The sequence below is a fragment of the Georgfuchsia toluolica genome (assembly GCF_907163265.1).
In the GTDB taxonomy this organism is placed as follows: Bacteria; Pseudomonadota; Gammaproteobacteria; order Burkholderiales; family Rhodocyclaceae; genus Georgfuchsia; species Georgfuchsia toluolica.
Genome location: NZ_CAJQUM010000001.1, coordinates 1,713,838 through 1,735,965, shown reverse-complemented (window position 1 = coordinate 1,735,965; position 22,128 = coordinate 1,713,838). Strand labels below are relative to the sequence as shown.

Below are 22,128 nucleotides of genomic sequence, written 5' to 3'. Positions count from 1 at the left end.
GATCAGAAGGCTCGATCCCGGCGGATGGAAAGACGGATGGCGGAGTTGATGAGTCCCACCATGCTGCGGGTCCGCGCGTGGTAGCCCCATTGCTCGGCGACGTATCGCGTCGATCGTCGATCAAGGAAGGCATGTGTTGCCACGGGTATGGCTGAGCCATGCGTCTTGAATCGCGGGGCGAAATCCGCAATCTCCATGCGTCCGCCATGCTTACCCGTCGGGCGGGTAACGCGAATTGCGATATTGCCCTTATAACCCGGTTCGGAATTAACGAAGTCATCAAGCGATTTCATAGTGAGATTCCTTTCAGTGACGGCAGGTTTCGGAGCCATGTGCGAACAGCATTGACGTCTTTCAATCGATATTTTGCCCTGGTGCGACCCCTGCCCACCTTGACGGCAAAACCACCAAGGGTATTGACCACTTCGAACCCATGCTCATCCGTCAAATCGTCGCCGATAAAAACGGGAATTCTGCCCATGAAAGGGGGATGAATCATGAACTCGGCGATGGCGGTACCTTTATTAATGCCTGCCGGCTTTATTTCCAGGACTTTTTTTCCTGGTTGCAGCTGTAGCCCGTCATGCTCGGGATCCACCATTTGCCTGAGAAAACGATCCACATAGGATCCCAGCCGGGGAACCCGCCGATAGTGAATCGCCAAGGTTGGTCCTTTGTCTTCCAATATCAAGCCTGGGTGCCTTTCCGTCAACGCGGCCAAGTGATCGGCTATTCTTCTGATGTGATTCGGCGATATTTCGTGGCGATGCAAATGGCCAAATTGATCGCGCCGCTCCAGGCCATGCAGCCCCGCCATAGGTAAGCCGGTTTGGCCAAGACGTTGATCAAGATCGGCCAGCGACCTTCCGCTGATCAGGGCCAACGCTCCGCCACTGCGCAGGTGAACCACACCGATCAAGTCTAATAAACCTTGATCCACATCGATATCCGTCGGTGTTTCCGCCAATTCGATCAGCGTTCCATCGACGTCGAGAAAATATGCCCAATTGGGCGAAGGCCGCGGCAGGGGCTTTGACATCAGCGCACATCCTATTTTTCAGTTATGACATTATTCGACCCGTTTTTCAGCAACCGGCCACGACGACGCATCGTCGCCGCGTCGAGCAACATCCGGCCCGCCCAACGATAAACATTGAATTCCGACACCAGACCGCGCATCAGGCGCATGCGATCACGCTGTTCGGTTTTCGGCATGGTCAGAGCAACATGCATCGCAGCGGCGCATTGGTCGGTGTTGTAGGGATTAACGATCAATGCCTCCGGCAGCTCTCTTGCTGCCCCAGTAAACTGGCTGAGGACAAGCACGCCCTGTTCGTCATTGCGCGCGGCGACAAATTCCTTCGCCACCAGATTCATACCATCGTGCAAACTGCTAACAAAGCACAGGTCCGCTCCACGGTAGTGTTCGTAGACCTGCCGTGGGCCGTGGTGTTCCACCTTGAGCACGATCGCCGGGGCATCGTTTCGCCCGAAGCGCTGGTTGATGCGTGCCGCCGTAAGTCGCACCAGTTCTTCATGGGCGTGATACTCGGGGATGCTGGATCGGGTGGGGGCCGCAATCTGGATGAATGTGAAGCGACCTATCCACTCGGGTTTCAGGCCGAACAGGCGCTCGATCGCGTTGAAGCGTTCAATGATGCCTTTGGTATAGTCGAGCCGATCCACGCCAATACCGATCAACTGATCCTCTGGCAAGCCTGTAGCTTTGCGCAGTTCGCTTTGACATATCTCGGCTGGGGTTTCCATTAACGCCGGATTCGGCGGCCAGTCGATGGAAATGGGATAGCGGCGAACCGCCGTGTTCTTGCCGCCCAGTGTCACCGTGAGCGTCTCGCGGTCAACCCGCGCTTCCATGAACTGGTCGACCGTATCGACGAAGTTGTTACAGTGAAACTGCGTATGGAAACCGAGAATGCTGCTCCCCAGCAGGCCTGTAATGATCTCTTCGCGCCAGGGGCAAATTGCGAATGACTCCGGATTCGGCCATGGAATGTGCCAGAAGGTGATTACGGTCGCATCCGGCAATTTCTCCCGAATCATGCGCGGCGCCAGCGCGAGGTGATAGTCCTGCACCATGACGATAGGGGCGGATGTTTTGGCTTCGGCAATGACCGCATCCGCAAATTTCTGATTTACCGCGACATAGCACGCCCAGTCGCTTGAGCGAAAGGTCGGGCGCACATGAGCGATATGACACAAGGGCCAGAGTCCTTCGTTGGAAAACCCGTAGTAGTAGCCATTCTCTTCTTCCTCTGTAAGCCAGATCCGCCGAATCTGGTAGGAAGGATTATCCGGCGGTACCGCAACCCGGTCCTTACGATCAACGACCTCCCTGTCCGCAGAACCGCCACCGTGGGCTACCCATGTACCGGAGCAGGCGCGCATGATTGGCTCCAAGGCTGTTACGAGACCGCTTGCGGGTTGTTGTACCTCGATGTGCTCGCCCGTTCTGGCATGAATGTAAGGCTCCCGGTTCGAGACAACGATGACGTCGTCGCCGCGTAATTCGCCATGGAGGATCGCGCGCAAGGTGTCCGGCGTCCAGTTAAGTTGTGCCTCGTCTCGCGCGTGGTGTTCGGATTCCAGATCCTTAATCAGCCTTTGCAGATCGCGGGCAATAGGGCGTAATTCCGGAATTTGTATTGACGTTCCCGGTTGGCGCAGCAGCCCTTCGCCACGCATCAATGATCGAATGCCCTGCATCCATCCCCGCCAGCTCAATTGCGCGATGATGACGGTGATCAGGGACACGATCAGTGCGAGCCCGGTGAAGGAGTAAAAAATATAGCGCTTGGTTTCCTCGCCCCGCCGCTCAACAAAACTCAGATCGTGAATCAGCACGAGCTCACCGTCGGGATCTGTTGCCGTCGCCACGGGGTTTATCGCGACATGCAATGCCCCCTTCTCACCGTGCAGGATATTTCCGCCGGATAATTGATATTTCCGAAGGTCATCGCAGTGGATCGCATCAGGCATGGTGCGCGTCGCGAGCATGGGTGCCGATGTGGACTTGCAGTATCCCAGCGCGAAAATGCGTTCATCCTGGGCGATGCGGGTAAATAGAGCCAGCAGCTTCTTTGAAGACTCGGTGCTCAACTGGTCCTGAATCTGGTCCTGAATCGTATTGGCGACAAGCGCCGCACGTAGGTCCAGGTCGCGAATCGACCAGCGCATGGTCATCCTGTCCACCAGCGGAACCGCGGCATAAGCCAAAGCGGCCAGTACGATGAGAAGTGGAATAATGAATCGTAGCGAAAGTCTCATGTGGCTCTCCTTTCGTCAATTAAATGCGCGCCTCAGCCATGGTACGTCTAGTGCGTAATAGCTGAAGTTGAGCGCCGGAATTGAAGTCGTTTGCCAAAGCGGGCGACGGATCGCTTGTGGCGTCATCGACTCGATGTCAATGACTCAGGACCGTATGTCGGATAACGGTTGGAATACTTAAAAAACGAGGGGTCCTAGCCCCTCGAATGTGCTACGAGGGAATAACAATTAATCGCTATATCCGTGGCCTACTGTTTTTTTGCAAAATCGACGGACGATTCTCGGCCCAGCATTTTTCTTCATGACAGGCGCGCGTGGTTTTTCCTCGCCATAGCTGACGACTTCCAACTCGGAATTCGGCATGCCCATGATGACAAGCACTCGTCTGACGATCTCGGCGCGCTTTTGTCCCAGCGCCAGGTTGTACTCGGTACTGTCACGTTCCTCGGCATTGCCTTCAAGCCGGTACCGGCCTTTTGGCACAGATTTCATCAGCATCGGTTTTTTCATGGGCGCAGACGAACATGCCCCCAAGAAGATAGTTAACACAAGCCGCAGCCACTTTCTTATGCATCGATTCAACCCCAATGAAATGAATTGGTGTAAATGTATATTGTATCAATGTAAAATGCAAGTAATGGGTTATTTACCTGCAACATGCGGAGATAGGCATTGGCAAGACGGAAGGAACAACAGCTACCCTTGCGGGTATTGAAGAAGTTCCGCTTGATCTATGGATCGGTTCGCCAGCATTTCAGGCGGGTCGAGGAGAACTGTGGAATATCCGGCTTGCAATTGTGGCTGCTTCAGGAAATCGCGAAAACTCCTGGCGCAGGCGTTTCCGAACTTGCCGACAGGCTATTCATCCATCAGTCCACGTGTAGTCAACTGGTCGAAAAACTGGCTGTGCGTCGACTGGTCCTCAAAAAACGCAGCAAAGAAGACCTGCGCCGGGTGGGCCTGGTTCTGTCTGCCACTGCGAAAGAGATTCTTCAACGCGCCCCCGGTCCGGCGGAAGGAATTCTGCCCGAGGCTTTGTCGGCATTGTCCGAAGACGTACTAACGGACCTTGACGCATCGCTATCCGAAGTTACCGGCCAACTACGGGTGCGTGACGAAAAACTGTCGGAAAACCCCCTCTCGGATTTGTGATGCGCAACAAGTTGATTGCTCTGAAAAAGGCTCGAATGCTGGTTTGCGTGGGAGTAACGTTGATGCAGGTCGGTTGCGGTACTCAAAGCGTTCGACAGGCAGATGCTGACTCTTCGCCCGCATCCCCGCCAACAATGCCGCGGGCCACTATCCGCGACCTGGAGACGCGGACTAAAAGCAGTCCTGTCTTTATAAAACCAAAAACGTCAGTGGCCGTTGCTTCTTCGAATATTCCACTGCCCGATCCGGCTTCAACCATTTTCTTTTCGCTTGGCTCGACGGTACTCGGTAAAGATGCCTACCCTGTCATTGACGCCGCTGCGAAGAAACTCGGCGATGACCGTTCCACAGTTTTGTTGGTCGGCCACAGCGGTGACTTGACGAGCAACGAATATTGCATTGGCTTCTCCGAGAAGCGAATCGCCGTTGTTGAGGCGGAACTCTTGAAACGCGGCATTCGACGGATGCAGATACGCAGGCGCCCCTTGGGCAAAGGCGCATTTGCCTCCAGCGAATGCAGGACAAAATCCTGCCGCGAGGCAAGCCGCTCGGTGGAACTGAAACTCCCTGAATAGCATGGCGTTCTTTCACGGCCCTTTAAGCACCCTTCGCTGGCGTACCCGAATAACGCTTTGGACGGCGGCTTTGCTTGCCGGTCTGATGGTGGTTGCGTTTGCAAAGTTGGCGGATATTGCCCTGGCTTCTTTCTTTGCCCTCAGCGCCGGACGCCCATGGCTGCCTTTCCTGCTGACTCCGGCCATCGGCATGATCGTGGTTTGGTTGACCCATCGCCTGGTGCCTGGCGCTCAGGGAAGCGGCATTCCACAAGTGATCGCGGCAACGCGGCTTGCCGCGCAGGGCCAGGCCGTCGGCCATCTGATATCGCTTCGTATCGCATTCGGAAAAATTTGCCTGGGTACCCTGGCACTGACTGGTGGTTTTTCGGCAGGACGGGAGGGCCCTTCAGTTCAGGTCGCGGCTTCCATCATGCATGCGGCACATCGTTGGCTGCCTCATACGCGGGCGCTGCGCGTACAGGATTTGATCCTGGCTGGAGGCGCTGCCGGGATTGCCGCCGCATTCAATACGCTCTTGGCTGGAATTGTCTTTGCCGTCGAGGAACTCGGGCGCAGGCTGGAAACTCGAACCAGCGGGGTTCTGGTCAGCACCATCATTCTGGCCGGTCTGATGTCAATCGCCTTGCTTGGCAACTACAACTATTTCGGCCACCTCAAGGTCGAGAACCTTGATCGCTCGATAGTATTGCCCGTCATATTGGGTGGTATCGTTTGCGGATTGCTCGGCGGGCTTTTTAGTTGGCTTCTTTTGCTCCCGCAAAAGGCCAAGGGTTTTGTCATCTGGCGTTGGAAAGAACTCCATCTTGTATGGTTCGCGGGCTTGTGCGGTCTGACCGTCGTCCTTATTGGCTGGGTTGGAGGCAACCTATCCTTCGGTAGCGGTTACGGGATCACTTCCCATGTCGTATCCGGGCAAATGAATCTTCCATGGCACGCTCCAGTTACCCGCTTTCTGGCGACCGTGGTCAGCTATTACTCTGGGATACCTGGAGGCATTTTTGCCCCATCGCTGGCTGTCGGGGTGGCCTTGGGCTCCGGCATTGCCCACCTGATGGGCCTGACTGCCGATGCCATCCCGATGATTGCGCTGTACATGGCAGGGTTTCTGGCAGCCGTTACCCAGTCTCCAATTACCTCGGCGATCATCGTGATGGAAATGGTGGATGGCCACGAGATGGTCATCAGTTTGATGGCGATTACACTGATTTCCAAAGCCGTCAGTTCCAGGCTTTCTCCGGAACTGTATCAGCAGTTGGCATCAGTCTATCGGGGCACTCGGCACGAGCTGCAGGAAGATAGCGGCGTAGGGAAAATGAAGGAAATGAAGGAGTCGTCTTGAACAAGAAATTGTTGTGGTTGCTGGCCATGCTTGTCATCGCCGTTATCACCGTCTTTTACTATTACGTCTCGAAACTCGAACAGCAAAGATCCCTCCGTGATCAGCCGCGGGAGGTAAAACTGGCGTCTTCCGCCGCGCCAATGCCGCTTTCTCCCCCGTCTCTGGTAACACAGGCTACGCCGCCACCGGTTATCGCTACTTCGCCATTGCCCTCGCTCTATAGCAGTGATGCAACTGCCGGCGATACCATCGTCCAATTGTTTGGCAAGGAGGCATTTTTCAACCATTTTTACCCAGGCAAGATCATCCAACGCTTCGTCGCCACAATCGACAACCTGCCGCGGAAGCAGGCGCCACTGAGAATGATGCCGGTAAAACCTGTGGCTGGGCCGTTTCTTGTTGTAACCGGTGAAACAGGACTGACCATCAGCCCAGCCAACGTTGCGCGTTATGACAATTACGTCAAAATGATCCAGTCGATTGATGTTGCATCTCTCGTCGACGCCTATATCCGCTTCTACCCGCTGTTCCAGCAAGCCTATCGGGGCTTGGGATATCCGAGGGGGTTTTTCCAGGATCGCCTTATCGAGGCCATGGACGACATGCTGACGGCTCCCAAACTCCCCGCACCGATTTCAGTCGAACAGGCGAAAGTGCTTTATACATTCTCCGATCCCGCGCTTGAAACACGTTCCGCTGGCCAGAAAATCCTGATACGCATGGGCAACGACAATGCGGACAAAGTAAAGGCGGTGCTAGGTGCCATCCGCATGGAGTTAATGCATCGCCTATAGGGTAAATGATCGGATTGGAAGGAAAGTGCTTAAGGCCAATGTACCGTGGTACTAATTATCCGCAGCATCAAGCCAATAAATCTGTGGGAAAAATCAAGAATTGAAGCGTGGTTGTGCGCAAGAACTCGTTCCAGGCTTGTGGAGGTAATCATTGAAGCTCCGGAGGTAATTGGCTAGACACGAAAAAAGCCAGTAACGACATCGTTAACGAAGTCCGATGCCAAAGACGTTATTGAGACATAAACTTTTTATCCTAAAAACCCCATTTGAACTACGGCGAACATGACCGAAGAAAATTCCGTGGGACGACGGAAAATCAAGTGCTTGCTCAAGAACAGTGCTTCACCCAATGGATGAGAATGCCAATCCTTATTATGTCTTGTGCTTTCGCCGTGTCACCGTGGTGAACTGTTTTTCTAGGTTTATATGAACATCGTTGATAAACTTCCCGGTAGCGGAAGATTATTGGCAACATGGCTCGTTGCTACTGTGACATTCGCAATGCTTGGGACATTTCGCGTTTATGCAGAGGCTGACCACGCACCTGCATCCGCTGCGATCACGATCCGGGACAGTGCTGGATTTCTATCGTCGCGTGCACGATCTCTTCGTGTACCGAGAGCCATTCCCGCACCTGGTTCGGGGTCAGTCCCGCATCATGGGTGACGATGGAAAGCGCACAGGAATAGGCGCGCTTGCCGACGCGCCAGACATGCAGGTCGGCGATCTCGATATCGCCACGTTGCACGGCTGCGCGAATCTCGGCGACCACGGGGTGGTCCATTTCGCGATCGAGCAGCACCTTGCTTGTCTCGGCAATCAGGTTTTTGGCCCAGGTAGCGACCAGAGCCGCACCAACAACACCCATGGCGGGATCGAGCCACGACCAGCCGTACCACCAGCCGCCGAGGAGAGCGACGATCGCCAGGACAGAGGTCGCCGCGTCGGCGATCACGTGAATGTAGGCGGACTTGAGGTTGAGGTCCTGATGGTGCTCGTGATGGTGGCCATGGCCGTGAACGTCGTCGTCATGGTCGTGGGCCTTGCCGAGGATGCCGGCGCAAACCAGGTTCACGACGAGGCCGAGTACGGCGACGGTGATGGCTTCGGGATAGTGGATCGTTTGCGGCGAAACCAGGCGTTCGATTGAACTGAACACCATCATGGCGGCAACGACGAGCAGGAAGATCGCACTGGCAAAACCGCCGAGGACTTCGATTTTCCAGGAACCGAACGCGAAACGCGCATCGCCGGAAAGTCGGCGTGCGGCAGCATACGCGGCGGCGGAGAGGCCAATGGCGACGGCATGCGAACTCATATGCCAGCCATCCGCCAGCAGGGCCATCGAGTTGTAGTGCCAGCCGGCCACGATCTCGATCGCCATCATGACCACGGTGATCCACATTACCGCGCGCGTACCGCTTTCGGCGGCCTTGTTGCCGCTGTGGAACAGGTGATCGTGAGTCCAGTCCGAAATATTGTGGGAGTGCATGATCTAAGCCGGCCAAGCCGGAACCAGACAGGAGAACATGCGAAGCATGGCTTTGATGCTTGACCAGGAAAGCGACAGTAGCGCCCGCCCCCTCCCTGCCTCCCCCTCACGGGGGGCGTAGGCGGGGTTTCGCAAAGCACTGCTTTGCGCCGCCGTAGCCGGCCGGCTGTGCAAAGCCGGCCGTGGACGGTGATTACTGGGCTCGCTTCGCTTGCAATTTTTCACACTAACTGTGGGTAGCCCGTCAAACCACCGCTTCCTGTTTTTCGACCTTGACCTTGATGAACTGTTCGCGCGAGACGCCCAGCCACATGACCAGTGGGCTGGCGACCAGTACCGAGGAGTAGATGCCGAACAGGATGCCGATGGTCAGCGCCAGTGCAAAATAGTGCAGCGCGGCGCCGCCGAACAGCAGCATCGATGTCACCATCAACTGGGTGCAACCGTGGGTGATGATGGTGCGCGAGATGGTGCTGGTGATGGCGTGGTTGAGCACGTCGGGTGTGCTCATGCCGCGCTTCTTCTTGAAAGTTTCGCGCACCCGGTCGAAGACCACGACGGATTCGTTGACTGAATAGCCGAGCACGGCCAGCACCGCCGCCAGCACAGGCAGCGAGAACTCCCAGTGGAAAAAGGCGAAGAAGCCGAGAATGATCACCACGTCATGAAGGTTGGCGATGATAGCGGAAACCGCAAAACGCCATTCAAAACGAATCGCCAGGTAGATCATGATGCCGATCACCACCAGCAGCAGTGCCATTGCGCCGTCGGATGCCAGTTCCTTGCCCACCTGCGGGCCGACGAACTCGATGCGTTTTTTTTGCGGATCGCCACCCAGCGTTGTAAGAGCGCTCATGATGCGGTCGCCAACTTTCGCCGCCTCGGTGGCCTTGGCCAGCGGCACACGGATCAACACATCGCGCGAGGTGCCGAAGTTCTGTACCTGGGCATCGGCAAACCCTTCCTTGCCCAGCGCGGAACGAATGTTTTCAAGATCGGGCGCCTGGGCGTAACTGACTTCCATCAGCGTGCCGCCGGTGAACTCGACGCTTAAATGCAGCCCTTTGGTAATGAGAAAGACCACGGCCAGGATGAAGGTGATCAACGAAATGATGTTGAACACCAGTGCATGGCGCATGAAGGGGATATCTTTTCTGATGCGGAAGAATTCCATGATTATTTCCCCTTGCCGGCAGTAACAATGCCGGGCTTCCATATCTGTCCAATGGAAAGCGCAGCGAGCTTGCGGCGCGAGCCGTAGATCAGGTTGACCAGAGCGCGCGACATGAATACAGAACTGATCATTGAGGTTGCGATCCCGAGACAATGCACTACGGCGAAGCCACGTACCGGACCGGAGCCGAAGATCAGCAGTGAGATACCGGCGATGAAAGTGGTAACGTTGGAGTCGAGAATCGTCGCCCAGGCGCGCTCGTAACCGGCCGCGATGGCCGCCTGCGGCGAGGCGCCGTTGCGCAGCTCTTCGCGGATGCGCTCATTGATCAGCACGTTGGAGTCGATGGCCATGCCCAGCGTAAGCGCGACGGCTGCAATGCCTGGCAGCGTCAATGTTGCCTGCAGCATCGACAGCAGCGCGATCAACAGCAGCAGGTTGGATGCCAGCGCCAGCACCGACACCAGTCCGAACAACAGGTAATAAATCATCATGAAGCCGGCGATCGCGGTGAAGCCCCACAGCGTCGAGTGAAAACCCTTGCTGATGTTTTCGGCGCCGAGGCTGGGGCCGATGGTGCGTTCCTCGATGATGTCCATCGGCGCCGCCAGCGAACCGGCGCGCAGCAGCAGGGCGACGTCGTTGGCTTCGACCGTGCTCATGCGGCCCGATATCTGCACGCGGCCGCCGCCGATTTCGGACCGGATCACCGGTGCGGTCACCACTTCGCCCTTGCCCTTTTCGATGAGCAGGATGGCCATGCGCTTGCCGACGTTTTCACGCGTGATGTCCTTGAAAATGCGCGCGCCGGCCGCGTCGAAGTTGAGATGCACGGCCGGCTCGTGGTTCTCGTCGAAGCCGGGCTGCGCGTCGGTGAGGCGGTCGCCGGTGAGCACGACCTGCTTCTTCACCAGCAGCGCGCGGCCGCCGCGTTCGACGTAATACTCGGTGCCGAACGGCGGCTGGCCCTTGGCCGCCGCTTCCATGACGCCTGGGTTGGTGCTGTTTTCGTCATCGACCATGCGCACTTCGAGCGAGGCGGTGCGGCCGAGGATGTCCTTGGCCTTGGCGGTGTCCTGCACGCCGGGCAACTGCACGACGATGCGGTCGGCGCCCTGTTGCTGGATGATCGGTTCGGCGACGCCAAGTTCATTGATGCGGTTGTGCAGTGTGGTGATGTTCTGCTTCAGCGCGAAGTCCTGGATATTTTTTTCAGCGGTCGGTTTGAGCGTCGCGGTCAGCTTGAAGTCGCTGCCATCCTGGCTTGGGGCCAGTGCCAGGTCGGGCTGCTGGTCGGCAATGACGGCCTGCGCCTGATCGCGCATTGTCGCGTCGCGGAAGCGCACCACCAGCATCAGGCCTTCGCGGCTGATACCGTTGTGACGGATGTTCTTGTCGCGCAGCAGGGAACGCAGGTCGGCGCCGGTCGAATCGAGGCGCTTGGTGAGCGCGCCCTTCATATCCACCTGCAACAGGAAGTGCACGCCGCCGCGCAAATCAAGGCCGAGGTACATCGGCAAGGCATGCATGCTGGTGAGCCAGCCCGGCGAGTTCGATACCAGATTCAGCGCAACGCTGTAGGAGGCGTCGTTCAGATCGGGGTTCAACGCCTTCTCGATGGCGTCCCTGGCCTTCAACTGAGTATCGGTGTCGGCCAGGCGGACGCGGATGCTGTTGGGATCGGAGAAGAGACCGGTGTAGCTGATCCCGGCGGTCTTCAGCGTGTCTTCGACCTTGGCCAGCAGTGCCGGATCAAGCTTGACCGTGGCCTTGACGCTGGCCACCTGGACGGCTGGAACTTCGCCGTAGAAATTGGGCAGCGTGTAAAGCAACCCCAATAACAGCGCCATTACGACGATGGCGTTTTTCCAGATCGGATAGCGGTTCATTTGGTAGTAAAGAGTGAGGAGTGAGGAGATAGAAGTGAGGAGTTGGGGGCGGAGGGTCAGGGTTTACTCCTGACTCATCACCCCTCACTCCTCACAGGGTTTTGAGTGTGCCCTTGGGCAGCAACGCGGAAACAGCCGATTTTTGCACGATGACCTCGACCGCGCCGTCCTTGGTTTCGGCCACGGCAAGCGTCAGATAGTTTTCGCCGACCTTGCTGATGCGGCCGGCTACGCCGCCCTGAGTGAGGACTTCATCGCCTTTTTGCAGTGCGATGACCATTTTCTGATGCTCCTTGGCTTTCTTCTGCTGCGGGCGGATCATCAGAAAGTAAAGTACCGCGAACATCAGTACCAGCGGCAGGAAGCCCATCATGCCGCTAAATGGATCGTTGGCGGCGGCGCCCTGGGCGGTTTGGGCAAAAGCGTTGGAAATCAGCACGGGGAACTCCTGAAAGGCTGTGGGGAACGCGGCATTATACCGATCCGTTCCGGCCTATCCCGTTCGCTTCCGGTGAAATTCGGCCGTGAAATGATCAAGTAACCCGGCCTCGATGGCGGCGCGCAGTTCGGCCATCAGCGTCTGGTAATAGAACAGGTTGTGAATCGTGTTGAGGCGGGCACCAAGAATTTCGCCGATGCGGTGCAGGTGGTGCAGATAGGCGCGGCTGAAATGGCGGCAGCAGTAACAACCACAGGTCTCGTCGAGCGGACGTGTATCGTTCTTGTATTGCGCGTTCTTGATCTTGATGTCTCCATACCGGGTGAACAGCCAGCCGTTGCGCGCATTGCGTGTCGGCAGCACGCAGTCGAACATGTCGATACCAAGACCCACCGCATACACCAGGTTTTCCGGCGTGCCGACGCCCATCAGGTAGCGCGGCTTGTCGCCGGGCAGGCGCGGCGCGGTATGGGCCAGGATGCGGGCAAACTCTTCCTTGGGTTCCCCCACCGAAAGCCCGCCGATCGCCATGCCGTCAAAACCGATCTCGTTCAGTCCGGCCAGCGATTCATCGCGCAGATCTTCGTGCATGCCGCCCTGCACGATGCCGAACAGGGCGTTGGCATTGCCCAGGCAATCATGCTCATCGCGCGAACGCCGCGCCCAGCGCAATGAAAGTTGCATGGAGTCGGCGGCTTCCCGCGCGTTGGCCGGATACGGTGTGCACTCGTCGAAGATCATCACGATGTCCGAATTCAGCGCATGCTGGATCTGCATCGAATCCTCGGGCCGCATGAACAGCCGATCGCCATTGATCGGCGACTGGAACCTGACGCCTTCCTCACTGATCTTGCGCAGGTCGCCGAGGCTGAATACCTGGAAGCCGCCCGAGTCGGTGAGAATCGGCTTGTCCCAGGCCATGAAGCCATGCAGCCCGCCGTGGGCGCAGATCACGTCAAGCCCCGGCCGCAGCCAGAGGTGGAAAGTGTTGCCAAGCACGATCTGCGCACCGAGATCGACCAGTTCGTCCGGCGCCATGGCCTTCACTGCGCCATAGGTGCCGACCGGCATGAAGACCGGCGTTTCCACGCTGCCGTGTGCCAGATGCAGGCGGCCGCGGCGCGCGGCGCCGTCGCTTGTGATGAGGTCGAATTTCATTGGTCTGTGCGATGGATCAGCATGGCATCGCCATAGCTGAAAAAGCGGTAACGATAATCGATGGCGTGTTGATAGGCGGCGCGCAGATTGTTCAGCCCGCCGAAGGCGGCGACCAACATCAACAGGGTGGATTTCGGCAGGTGGAAATTGGTCAGCAACAGATCGACGACGCGAAACTCGAAGCCGGGTGTGACGAACAAATCGGTATCGCCGCTGCCGGCCAACAGTGTTCCTGACCGCGCTGACGATTCAAGCGCGCGCAGCGTTGTCGTGCCGACGGCAACGACGCGTCCGCCGCGTGCGCGCGTCGCGGCAATCGCATCGACGGTCGCCTGCGGCAGAAAATAACGCTCGCTGTGCATGCGATGCTCGGCAAGATTATTGACGCGTACCGGCTGAAAGGTTCCGGCGCCGACATGCAGCGTGACATGGGCGATGCCGATGCCATTTGCCTCGATTTGCTTCAGCAGTTCCTCGTCGAAATGCAGGCCGGCAGTCGGTGCAGCAACCGATCCGGCCGCTTTCGCAAATACGGTCTGATAGCGCGATTCATCCTCGTCTGCGGCGGCGCGCTCGATATAGGGCGGCAGCGGCAGGCGGCCATGGCGTTCGATCAGGTCAAATGCATCGCCATCGAAACGCAGACGATAGAACTCCCCTTCACGACCCGACACCTCGACCTTGATCCTGTCTTCCAGCAGCAGAGCGCTGCCGGCACGCGGCGGCTTGCTTGCCCGCACCTGGGCCAGCACTTCGTTATCGCCCAGCAGGCGTTCTACCAGCACCTCGATCTGACCGCCACTCGCTTTCCGGCCGAACAGGCGCGCATGCAGCACTTTCGTATCGTTCATCACGATCAAGTCGTCCGGCCGCAGCAAAGCGGGCAGATCGGTGAAAGTGCGGTCGTCGAGCGACGAGCGCTGCAATACCAGCAGCCGGCTGGCCGAACGCCGCGCCAGCGGCGCCTGCGCAATCAGCTCTTGCGGTAGTTCGTAATCGAAATCGGCAAGCGTAAGTGGAGAATTATTCGACATCGGTTGAAGCAAAGCCGCGATTCGCGGATAATGCGCGCTCTTTTCGCAGGGCGCGCCATTGTACGTGACCCATGCCCTTGCCGGGATGGCGGAATCGGTAGACGCAGCGGACTCAAAATCCGCCGCCAGTGATGGTGTGGGGGTTCGAGTCCCCCTCCCGGCACCAGATAACCTATCTGGAATCATCCAAAGCAGTCCGATTTAGCAGCCAAAGCCCGCACCAAATGGGCATTTTGTGAAGTTAGCTAATCCGATTGCTACTTATGTTATCCATTGCAATGCGGGGGTATGTGGGGGTACAGTGTGGGGTATGCGACCTACCCCGTGAGGGAGATACCCCAATGGCACTGACTGATATTGCGATACGCAAAGCCAAGGCTGGCGACAAGCCAATCAAGCTATACGACGAGCGGGGATTGTTCCTGTTACTTGCCCCAACTGGCGGCAAGTTGTGGCGGCTGAAATACCGATTCGATGGCAAGGAAAAGCTACTCTCTCTTGGCGCATACCCTGACGTAACACTTGCCAAAGCCCGAGATAGGCGCGACAAGGCGAGGGAGCTTCTTGCTGACGGTATAGACCCTAGCGAACACCGCAAGGTTACAAAGGCAATGCGGGCGGAGTTGGGAGAGAATACATTTGAAGTCATCGGACGCCAGTGGTATGCGAAGACTGCACCAACCCTGGCTGAAAGCACAAAGGAAACATTGCTGCGACGCCTTGAGATGGACGTGTTTCCGTTAATGGGTGATAAACCTATATCAGAGCTTGCTGCACCCGATCTGCTGGCCGTGATTCGCCGTATCGAAGGGCGGGGGGCAATGGATATTGCAAGGCGTGTGCATAACGTCTGCGGGCGGATATTTCGCTATGCCGTTGGGCATGGTCTGACATCGCGTGATCCATCACGTGATATAGAACTACGAGACATATTGCCACCAGAAAATGTCCACCATCATGCCTCGGTCACCGATCCCAAGGCTGTTGGGGGACTCCTCAGGGCAATTGAAGAATTTACTGGAGCGTTCACGACTCGCTGTGCCCTTCGCCTCGCTCCATTGCTGTTCGTGCGTCCCGGCGAATTGCGACATGCGGAGTGGGTAGAGATTGACTACGAAAAGTCAGAGTGGCGTATTCCCGCGGGAAAAATGAAAATGAAGGAACAACACATAGTTCCGTTATCAGCGCAAGCAACTGCCATCCTAAAGGAGATTCAGCCGGTGACAGGACATGGCCGCTACGTTTTCCCGAGTGAGCGTGGTGGAGGTCGCCCCATGTCGGACAATACGATCAATGCAGCCTTGCGGCGCATGGGATATACGAAAGAGGAAATGACAGGCCATGGTTTCCGCTCTATGGCATCGACACTGCTTCACGAACTTGGACTGCCCCATGCTGTCATCGAACGTCAGTTGGCCCACGGCGAACGAAATAAAGTATCAGCAGCATATAACTTTGCAGAGTACCTACCTGAGCGCCGGAAGATGATGCAGCAATGGGCAGATTATCTGGACGGTCTGAAATCAGGGGCGAAAATAATTTCAATCAGCGAAGCGAAATCTGGTTGACTTTGGATATGCGATTCGCGCAGAATTAGCACAGCACTTGCCTTCTGGTGGAAGTGTCAGTCGCTGGCCGGAATACCGCAGCAGGCGAGGTGCGGGGCGTCCTCGGTAGATAGGGGCCGTTTGGTGTGTGACGTTGTAGTGGCCGTAATTTGGCTGTACAGCGTCACACACCAAACGGCCTTTTTCTATTCTTTATTTGAGGAAACGCAATGGCAATCACGATATTGAGAACAAAGGCCGTAACCAAGCCGGAGAAGCGCAAGAGCAGCGGTCATACCAAACCAAAGCAACCAACCACGTCTCTCGATAGCCCCGGAAGGCAAATGGTCTGCAACATGTTGGCCATACTCAGCGTTGGCCATACGACCTTCTGCGCGGGAATCAAGAATGGACGATACCCGCCGGCAGACGGATATGACGGAAATCGACCATACTGGCTCAACGAAACCGTGAAAAAGTTCTTGTCGGAATCTCATGGGGCCAAACGCCCTTTGCTGGTCAAGCACCATCACACGAATTCGGCGGCGGTAATCGCACACCAAACTGCACTACTAGCAAGCCTCAAAAACGCCCATGGCTCGGCTTTACTACCTGCTGTGACGCAGGACGGCAAGAACTAATGTCAGGTACACGAGAGCCTTCGATCTAGCACAACCGGGTCGTTGGCTCTTACGTACTAGTAAGCCAGTAGGTTGGAAGTATCAGGGCCAAGGAGTGGTCTGTGGCAGTTACTATATGGAGGTACTTAATTGTGGATCGTATCGGTATAACCGTTGTGATCTCTGGCCAAAACCTATACAAGCATGTCTATGGTCAGTTCTATTCCATGCGGGATGAGCAGAAGCAGCTACTCCCAGAGGGGAAGATCAAAATCAGGCAGAACAAGTACTCGATGCGCTTGGATTACTACGCGGCGTACACGCACAAGAAGGCGGGGCGGAGGAAGATCGCGGACATAACCCTCGGTGCCAACAAGCTACCGGGCAAGCTGGCTTTGCATAGGTACATGACCCTGACCTTATACCCATCGCAGTTTCAAGATGGGGAGTTCGATCATTTCAAGTCGGTGTTTGACATGATGTTCGATCCGATTATGTATCCCGTGTTGTTCCAGACTGGCAAGGTCAATTACTTGGAACTCGCTGCCGATTCACTGTCCCATAATCATCACAGTTTTTTGCCCTATCGCAAGTACGTGACGAAATCTGACATTTATAAGAAGGGTGATAGTTACCTTGGTACGACATACCTTGGCAGTAATACCAGTGGCCTGCGTTTTCGCTTGTACGACAAGGCCAAGCAGCTAAACGATACGGGCAAATCGACCTTCACCAAGATATTCCCACATACCCGGATAGAAGCTGTTATGCGGCGACTTGGTGTGGCTCCGGTTGATCTGATTAAGATGAAGAATCCATTCAAAAAAATGTTGATTGCCGACCTTGCCAAAGCCCAGTCGGCCTGCGCGGATGAGGAATGGCAGAACTTCATGTCCGAAAGTCAGCAAGAGGGGGTGCCAGCGGCTTTGTCCAAGCTCCCGGCGAACAAGCGAAAGAAGTACCTTGGAATGTTGGACGATATGCAAGTGCCGTGGTGGAATCCCGACGAAGTATGGAAAGAACTACCTTTAGCTCTTAGTCGAATTGAACCATAGCTAATAGCTATCCAATAACGTCCGACTATCTCCAGCACTCAATTGCAAAGATAGGGAGCAGCCATGCACGATCTTGAATCCATGAACGTCGGGGACATCACCCCTTGCCAAACCCCAAGAGCACATGGAGCACACGGGATCACGTTTAAGAGAACATAAAGATAACAGGGAGCACGGAAATTTTGGTCAATGCCACTGTTCCCTGCTGCTTTACAGACACATCATGAGCTAAATCGCTCAATTCCAATATACTAGTTGTGCCGTAATGCGAAACTGAACAAACTGAATGCTGCGTCTCGTGTATCCAGCGATGCCGCATTGAGTGTGATGAGTCTTGGCCTTTTTGTTTGATTTCTCGCACACTTGCGACAAGCTCAGGACACGTCAATACCGATAGACAGGCCTCCAAAACCTGCCTTACTGACGAGTGTGGGATTGACACGGAATTCCAAATTCCTGTCCTGAGCCCTTTATGCACGAGGATTAACAATGACAAACATCTTGAACATTACACAACGAAAAGAACGGGCCAGCAAAATGGAAAGGCGTGCTTCAGAGATGCTTGCTGAACTTTGGCCGGAGATTTCTGAGGAATATTTATGGGATCGCAAGAAGGCGGCAGGCTTCACCACGATGCCTCGTACGATGGCGTACCTGATGAACATGATCGGAAACCTGACAAAGGGCCAGAATGCTGGCATGACGTACCTAACGATTTGGTGCCGATTGTTCTACTCCGGTATTGTCGAACTTCCCAGTGAAAAGCAGATGGCATTTGAGACCGGTTTTACGGGGGAGCGTGCAGTAGACACATGGCGCAAGCGAATGCGGCATCTAAAAAGGCTCGGATTTATTGACTACAAAGGTGGGGCCGACCACGATTTTCAGTGGGTACTTGTATATAACCCACATCACGTAGTTTGCAGGCTAGGCACAAAGGTTCAACCGCGTTTAAGGGCGGCTTGGTTGGATCGGGCCATTGAAATCGGTGCTAAGGATATGGATGAATTGCCAGAAATGGCTATTAAGAGGCGGGAAAAAGAAATCGCAAAAAAAGCCGCTGATGAAACAAAAACCAAGGAGGAAACAAAAAAGCCATTAAAGAAGAAAGTTGTGCGTCGAAAACTTATCCAATCTTCGTAATTATTTAGCTGGAAAATCACGTGTCCGATCTTTCATCCATAGAAAAACGACGGCTTGAGCGCCTATTTGGTACGGGTAGCGGATATGTGCTCAACTCCCACGACAGGCAAGCTGGATTAGATCGCCTGTACAAGGAGCGGCATTCAGCTATGTAGTGGATTGGTTGCTTGAAGACGACATCGAACGGCCCAATTAACGATGTCTACCGGCCCACATCATTGTGACTCGTGAAACCATTGAAGACTATATTGCCGCCGATGAGAAACGACAGGAATGGGCAGATCGAAAGTTATTTGATTTCGTCTCGGGCGCCTTAAAGTCGTACAACCCTAATCACGAAACTCCACGGGAAAAAGTACCCACCCCATTCACAATATGCGTCGGCCCAACAGACATCATGAGGTACTGATGTACATGCTTCTTGGGGTTTTTGGATCGGTACATTGATTACCCTGAACCGGGTTGTCGGCGGTGAGCAGGGCAAACGGCGAAAATAATTCGTTATTGGCGAAAAAAACTGGACATGACGGTGTCAATGGCTACGCTCATCAGTACATTCACATGTACATCGAGCCTATGCCAAAGCCAGAACTGCCATTCGCCAGCAATGCTAAATCCAGCCAACCTCTGATTGAGCGCATAACCGCCTACCGGCCACAGTTCACGGACGAGCACATACCGATAACTGTTGATAAATGGGTGCTGGCCTCCAACCTGCAAAAGAGTATTCGGCGTGGGTTGGAGGCAACGGCTGAGGCCACGGCCATGCGACTACTGGCCGTCGATGCTAGGTATTTCTGGCGCAGATTGCTGGTCATCGGGTACGAAGACATCGGTCTTGCAGATGTTAATTTGTGCCACGATCTGCTTAAGACCTTCAGGCGCGAAGCCCTGCACCGACAACTTGGCCCTGAGCGTGTAGCCGCGTATTTCGCGTCCGAGCTTGCCCGCGCCTGTAAGAGCCGCAGCCTGTGCGATGCCATCGCCGCGCTGGAATTCTCTGTACATCGAGGGGGACATGAGCGCCAATGCTTCGGACTCACAAACGAGCAGTTGCTGACCACTGCATGTGATGCCAATGCGCCAGTTATTGAACGAGTTGCCGCACTTCGGCATGTCAGCGGGTACGGAAGTTTTTCAAAAGGCATGTACCGGACTGATGTACCTGCCAACAAAGAACTGATGCGCGAAATCGCCTGCCGTGTTGAACTGAGCGAGGTCGAAACCACATTGTTTCTATCGGGTAATGGCATATCCGAGGGCATGAACATCCCCCTGCCGTTGGTCTCACAGTTGCACCGACAAGGACACCAATCAATACAGAAGACCGCGCAAAAGTTTGAGGGCAAGAACGGCATCGTGTACGCTGCGCTCGACAAACACACCCGCGCAGGGAAGCGATGTCTAGCCCGGCTGGCCAAGGAGGTGGTGCCAGTGCGCGAGTTCTTCGCCTGCCGCCCAGCGGCTGATCCTTTGGCTGTACTTGGTGCCGGGTTGTTTATTGTCGAGGGCGGGGCGCTTGATCGTCAGTTGGTGTTCGACGGCACGGATGAACTACGCCAGATGTTCAACAAAAACTTTTTGGAATTCGCGGGCCTCGATCTGGATGATCATGACGAACTACTGGTGTTGGTGAGGGACAACCTACAGCGATTGAATCGCATCCGTCCCGAGGAGATGGGCTGATGGACGGCCATTTGGTTGCCGATTTCACTAGCGATAATCCCCAATTAACACTACTCAAATTGGGCCATGTAGAGGTCGTAGGAACGGCGGTCAATAACGGTCAGGGTATGCAATCACTTGCCGGACGGCCCCGGATGGTTTCAGCCTACATCACAGCGGCCTTGGCAGACAACAGCAGGCGAGCATATCAGGGTGACCTTCAAGATTTCTTGTTGTGGGGAGGCCAAGTACCGTGCTCCCCTGAAATGTTGGCGCAGTACATCGCGGAGCGGGCGGGAGTCCATAGCCCGCACACGATCACCCGCAGGGTGGTAGGTATCAGCCGAGCGCACACCAGCAAAGGACTTGCAGACCCGGCCAAGAACGATCTGGTGCGGGTTGTGCTGCGAGGCGTGAGGAAAGCCCACGGGAAGCCGCAACGACAGGTAGTGCCATTACTCCGCGAAGACCTGTTTGCCATATTGCCGCTCATGCACGGGACGAAGGGCATTCGTGACCGGGCGCTGATCCTGTTGGGTTTCGCGGCTGCGCTCAGGCGATCTGAGCTGGTGGCGCTCGATGTGCAAGACCTCGAGTTTGTCAAAGAAGGGTTGGTCGTTCATCTACGAAAAAGTAAGTGCGACCAAGAGTCCGAAGGTCGAAAAATTGCAATTCCCTGGGGAAGAACCAGCGCATGTCCGGTCAAGGCTGTTCAGCTTTGGTTGGATCACGCACAGATCAGTTCTGGCGCAGCTTTCCCGTCTGTCAATAAATCTGGAGTAACAGGGGATCGTCTGACCGCGCAGTCGGTGGCGCTGATCGTTAAAACCTATGCTCACGCTGCTGGATTACCAGCCCGCAATTTTTCTGGTCACTCGCTACGTGCTGGGTTGGCAACATCCGCTGTACAGGCCGGAGCCAGCATCTTGAAGATCAAGGAACAGACGGGACACAAGAGCGACGCAATGCTATACAGGTACGTACGGGCCGGGAATCAATTTGTAGACAATGCGGCGGGGCTAGTCCTATGACCCAAGTCTATCCATACTCATCCGGCATTCAATTGCACCAGCAGAAGCAGAGAGTTAATGATGTAGCAGTCCTCGACAGTGTCGATAAATGCAGGGGCCACTCAGGGATCACCAGTAACGCTCTTTATGCCCAATTGTCGGATGTGGACTTGCTCAAGAAACTTATTGGCGCTCGGGAATTACGGCGGCTTTATCGGGGATCGTTGCAGCCGCTGTTCTCACCCGCGTCTGATTCAATTCCACAAGAGAAGTGCGCGGCGGCACGGGAACTTGTAAAACGATGGCTGGGCGAAGAACTGCAAAGAGGGGAGGTGTTATCCCGACCATCAGCCGTTTGCGATTACCTTCGGATTCACTTTGCCGGGCAGGAGTACGAAAGTTTCGTGGTGCTGTACCTTGACACCCAAAACCGTCTAATTGCTGCCGAAGAACTATTCAGGGGGACACTCAGCCAGACATCGGTCTACCCCAGAGAGGTAGTTAAGGCCGCGCTCCAGCACAATGCCGCTGCCACAATCCTAGCTCACAACCACCCTAGCGGGATAGCGGAGCCCAGTCGGGCAGACGAACTGCTGACCAGCAACTTGAAGCAGGCGCTGGCACTGGTTGATGTGCGGGTGCTGGATCACTTTATCGTGGTCGGGGAGAAAACGCTGAGTTTTGCTGAACGGGGACTGTTTTAGCCATTCTTCCTCACTGTTGAATGCCGATTACGGTTGTAGTCTGCGACCAG

The 22,128-nt window shown here is 55.5% G+C and carries 20 protein-coding genes, 1 tRNA gene and 1 pseudogene; 12 read left to right on the top strand and 10 right to left on the bottom strand.

Annotated features, from left to right (window positions below):
• Positions 1 to 2: 2 nt before the first annotated feature.
• The 4 genes from K5E80_RS08120 to K5E80_RS08105 all read right to left on the bottom strand — a co-directional run bounded on the left by K5E80_RS08120 (position 3) and on the right by K5E80_RS08105 (position 3,795).
• The gene (locus K5E80_RS08120; RefSeq protein WP_220635678.1) at positions 3 to 293 is read right to left on the bottom strand and encodes a hypothetical protein; all 291 of its coding nucleotides are present in this window, start codon (positions 291 to 293) and stop codon (positions 3 to 5) included.
• Positions 290 to 1,039 (bottom strand): trehalose-phosphatase, encoded by a 750-nt coding sequence (otsB, locus tag K5E80_RS08115; protein ID WP_220635677.1) that lies wholly within the window; start codon positions 1,037 to 1,039, stop codon positions 290 to 292. The genes K5E80_RS08120 and otsB overlap by 4 nt, the downstream gene beginning before the upstream one ends.
• A gap of 11 nt (positions 1,040 to 1,050) precedes the next feature.
• Complete coding sequence (locus tag K5E80_RS08110) at positions 1,051 to 3,201, bottom strand: alpha,alpha-trehalose-phosphate synthase (UDP-forming) (protein ID WP_246590915.1); 2,151 nt, start codon at positions 3,199 to 3,201, stop codon at positions 1,051 to 1,053.
• A 312-nt stretch (positions 3,202 to 3,513) separates the two neighbouring features.
• The gene (locus K5E80_RS08105; protein ID WP_246590914.1) at positions 3,514 to 3,795 is read right to left on the bottom strand and encodes an OmpA family protein; all 282 of its coding nucleotides are present in this window, start codon (positions 3,793 to 3,795) and stop codon (positions 3,514 to 3,516) included.
• Positions 3,796 to 3,957: 162 nt separating this feature from the next.
• Between K5E80_RS08105 and K5E80_RS08100 the strand changes: the two genes are divergently transcribed.
• The 4 genes from K5E80_RS08100 (at position 3,958) to K5E80_RS08085 (ending at position 7,148) form a co-directional block, all read left to right on the top strand.
• Positions 3,958 to 4,437: a MarR family winged helix-turn-helix transcriptional regulator gene (locus K5E80_RS08100; RefSeq protein ID WP_220635675.1), complete on the top strand. Its 480-nt coding sequence runs from the start codon at positions 3,958 to 3,960 to the stop codon at positions 4,435 to 4,437.
• The gene (locus K5E80_RS08095) at positions 4,437 to 5,012 is read left to right on the top strand and encodes an OmpA family protein (RefSeq protein WP_220635674.1); all 576 of its coding nucleotides are present in this window, start codon (positions 4,437 to 4,439) and stop codon (positions 5,010 to 5,012) included. Before K5E80_RS08100 ends, K5E80_RS08095 begins: the two co-directional genes overlap by 1 nt.
• An 85-nt stretch (positions 5,013 to 5,097) precedes the next feature.
• Complete coding sequence (locus tag K5E80_RS08090; RefSeq protein ID WP_220635673.1) at positions 5,098 to 6,354, top strand: chloride channel protein; 1,257 nt, start codon at positions 5,098 to 5,100, stop codon at positions 6,352 to 6,354.
• Positions 6,351 to 7,148, top strand: a complete 798-nt coding sequence (locus K5E80_RS08085) for a DUF3014 domain-containing protein (RefSeq protein WP_220635672.1) — start codon at positions 6,351 to 6,353, stop codon at positions 7,146 to 7,148. The genes K5E80_RS08090 and K5E80_RS08085 overlap by 4 nt, the downstream gene beginning before the upstream one ends.
• A 559-nt stretch (positions 7,149 to 7,707) precedes the next feature.
• On the opposite strand, the gene dmeF is transcribed toward K5E80_RS08085, so the two are convergent.
• The 6 genes from dmeF to queA all read right to left on the bottom strand — a co-directional run bounded on the left by dmeF (position 7,708) and on the right by queA (position 14,334).
• Complete coding sequence (gene dmeF / locus K5E80_RS08080) at positions 7,708 to 8,640, bottom strand: CDF family Co(II)/Ni(II) efflux transporter DmeF (protein WP_220635671.1); 933 nt, start codon at positions 8,638 to 8,640, stop codon at positions 7,708 to 7,710.
• Positions 8,641 to 8,884: 244 nt separating this feature from the next.
• Entirely contained in the window at positions 8,885 to 9,814 is a 930-nt protein-coding gene (gene secF, locus K5E80_RS08075; protein ID WP_220635670.1) for a protein translocase subunit SecF, read from the bottom strand.
• Between the two features lie 2 nt (positions 9,815 to 9,816).
• Positions 9,817 to 11,703, bottom strand: a complete 1,887-nt coding sequence (secD, locus tag K5E80_RS08070; protein ID WP_220635669.1) for a protein translocase subunit SecD — start codon at positions 11,701 to 11,703, stop codon at positions 9,817 to 9,819.
• Positions 11,704 to 11,794: 91 nt separating this feature from the next.
• Positions 11,795 to 12,142, bottom strand: coding sequence for a preprotein translocase subunit YajC (gene yajC / locus K5E80_RS08065; RefSeq protein WP_220635668.1), 348 nt, complete (start codon positions 12,140 to 12,142; stop codon positions 11,795 to 11,797).
• Positions 12,143 to 12,196: 54 nt separating this feature from the next.
• Positions 12,197 to 13,300, bottom strand: a complete 1,104-nt coding sequence (gene tgt, locus K5E80_RS08060) for a tRNA guanosine(34) transglycosylase Tgt (protein ID WP_220635667.1) — start codon at positions 13,298 to 13,300, stop codon at positions 12,197 to 12,199.
• Positions 13,297 to 14,334, bottom strand: a complete 1,038-nt coding sequence (queA, locus tag K5E80_RS08055) for a tRNA preQ1(34) S-adenosylmethionine ribosyltransferase-isomerase QueA (RefSeq protein WP_220635666.1) — start codon at positions 14,332 to 14,334, stop codon at positions 13,297 to 13,299. The genes tgt and queA overlap by 4 nt, the downstream gene beginning before the upstream one ends.
• Positions 14,335 to 14,413: 79 nt before the next feature.
• On the opposite strand from queA, the gene K5E80_RS08050 reads away from it, so the two are divergent.
• From K5E80_RS08050 to radC, 8 genes and pseudogenes are all read left to right on the top strand, one after another.
• Positions 14,414 to 14,500, top strand: a tRNA-Leu gene (locus K5E80_RS08050).
• A 175-nt stretch (positions 14,501 to 14,675) separates the two neighbouring features.
• On the top strand, positions 14,676 to 15,902 hold the full coding sequence (locus tag K5E80_RS08045; protein ID WP_220635665.1) for a tyrosine-type recombinase/integrase: 1,227 nt from the start codon (positions 14,676 to 14,678) through the stop codon (positions 15,900 to 15,902).
• Positions 15,903 to 16,111: 209 nt separating this feature from the next.
• Positions 16,112 to 16,522 carry a hypothetical protein gene (locus K5E80_RS08040; RefSeq protein ID WP_220635664.1) on the top strand — a complete coding sequence of 137 codons (411 nt, stop codon included), beginning with the start codon at positions 16,112 to 16,114 and terminating at the stop codon, positions 16,520 to 16,522.
• A 131-nt stretch (positions 16,523 to 16,653) separates the two neighbouring features.
• On the top strand, positions 16,654 to 17,556 hold the full coding sequence (locus K5E80_RS08035) for a replication initiation factor domain-containing protein (RefSeq protein WP_220635663.1): 903 nt from the start codon (positions 16,654 to 16,656) through the stop codon (positions 17,554 to 17,556).
• 489 nt (positions 17,557 to 18,045) lie between these two features.
• Positions 18,046 to 18,699 carry a hypothetical protein gene (locus K5E80_RS08030; RefSeq protein WP_220635662.1) on the top strand — a complete coding sequence of 218 codons (654 nt, stop codon included), beginning with the start codon at positions 18,046 to 18,048 and terminating at the stop codon, positions 18,697 to 18,699.
• Positions 18,700 to 19,170: 471 nt separating this feature from the next.
• Complete coding sequence (locus K5E80_RS08025; protein ID WP_220635661.1) at positions 19,171 to 20,385, top strand: hypothetical protein; 1,215 nt, start codon at positions 19,171 to 19,173, stop codon at positions 20,383 to 20,385.
• Positions 20,385 to 21,395, top strand: a complete 1,011-nt coding sequence (locus tag K5E80_RS08020; protein ID WP_220635660.1) for a site-specific integrase — start codon at positions 20,385 to 20,387, stop codon at positions 21,393 to 21,395. Before K5E80_RS08025 ends, K5E80_RS08020 begins: the two co-directional genes overlap by 1 nt.
• A 257-nt stretch (positions 21,396 to 21,652) precedes the next feature.
• A pseudogene (gene radC, locus K5E80_RS17180) lies at positions 21,653 to 22,078 on the top strand (RadC family protein); the annotation flags it as partial.
• Positions 22,079 to 22,128 lie beyond the last annotated feature (50 nt).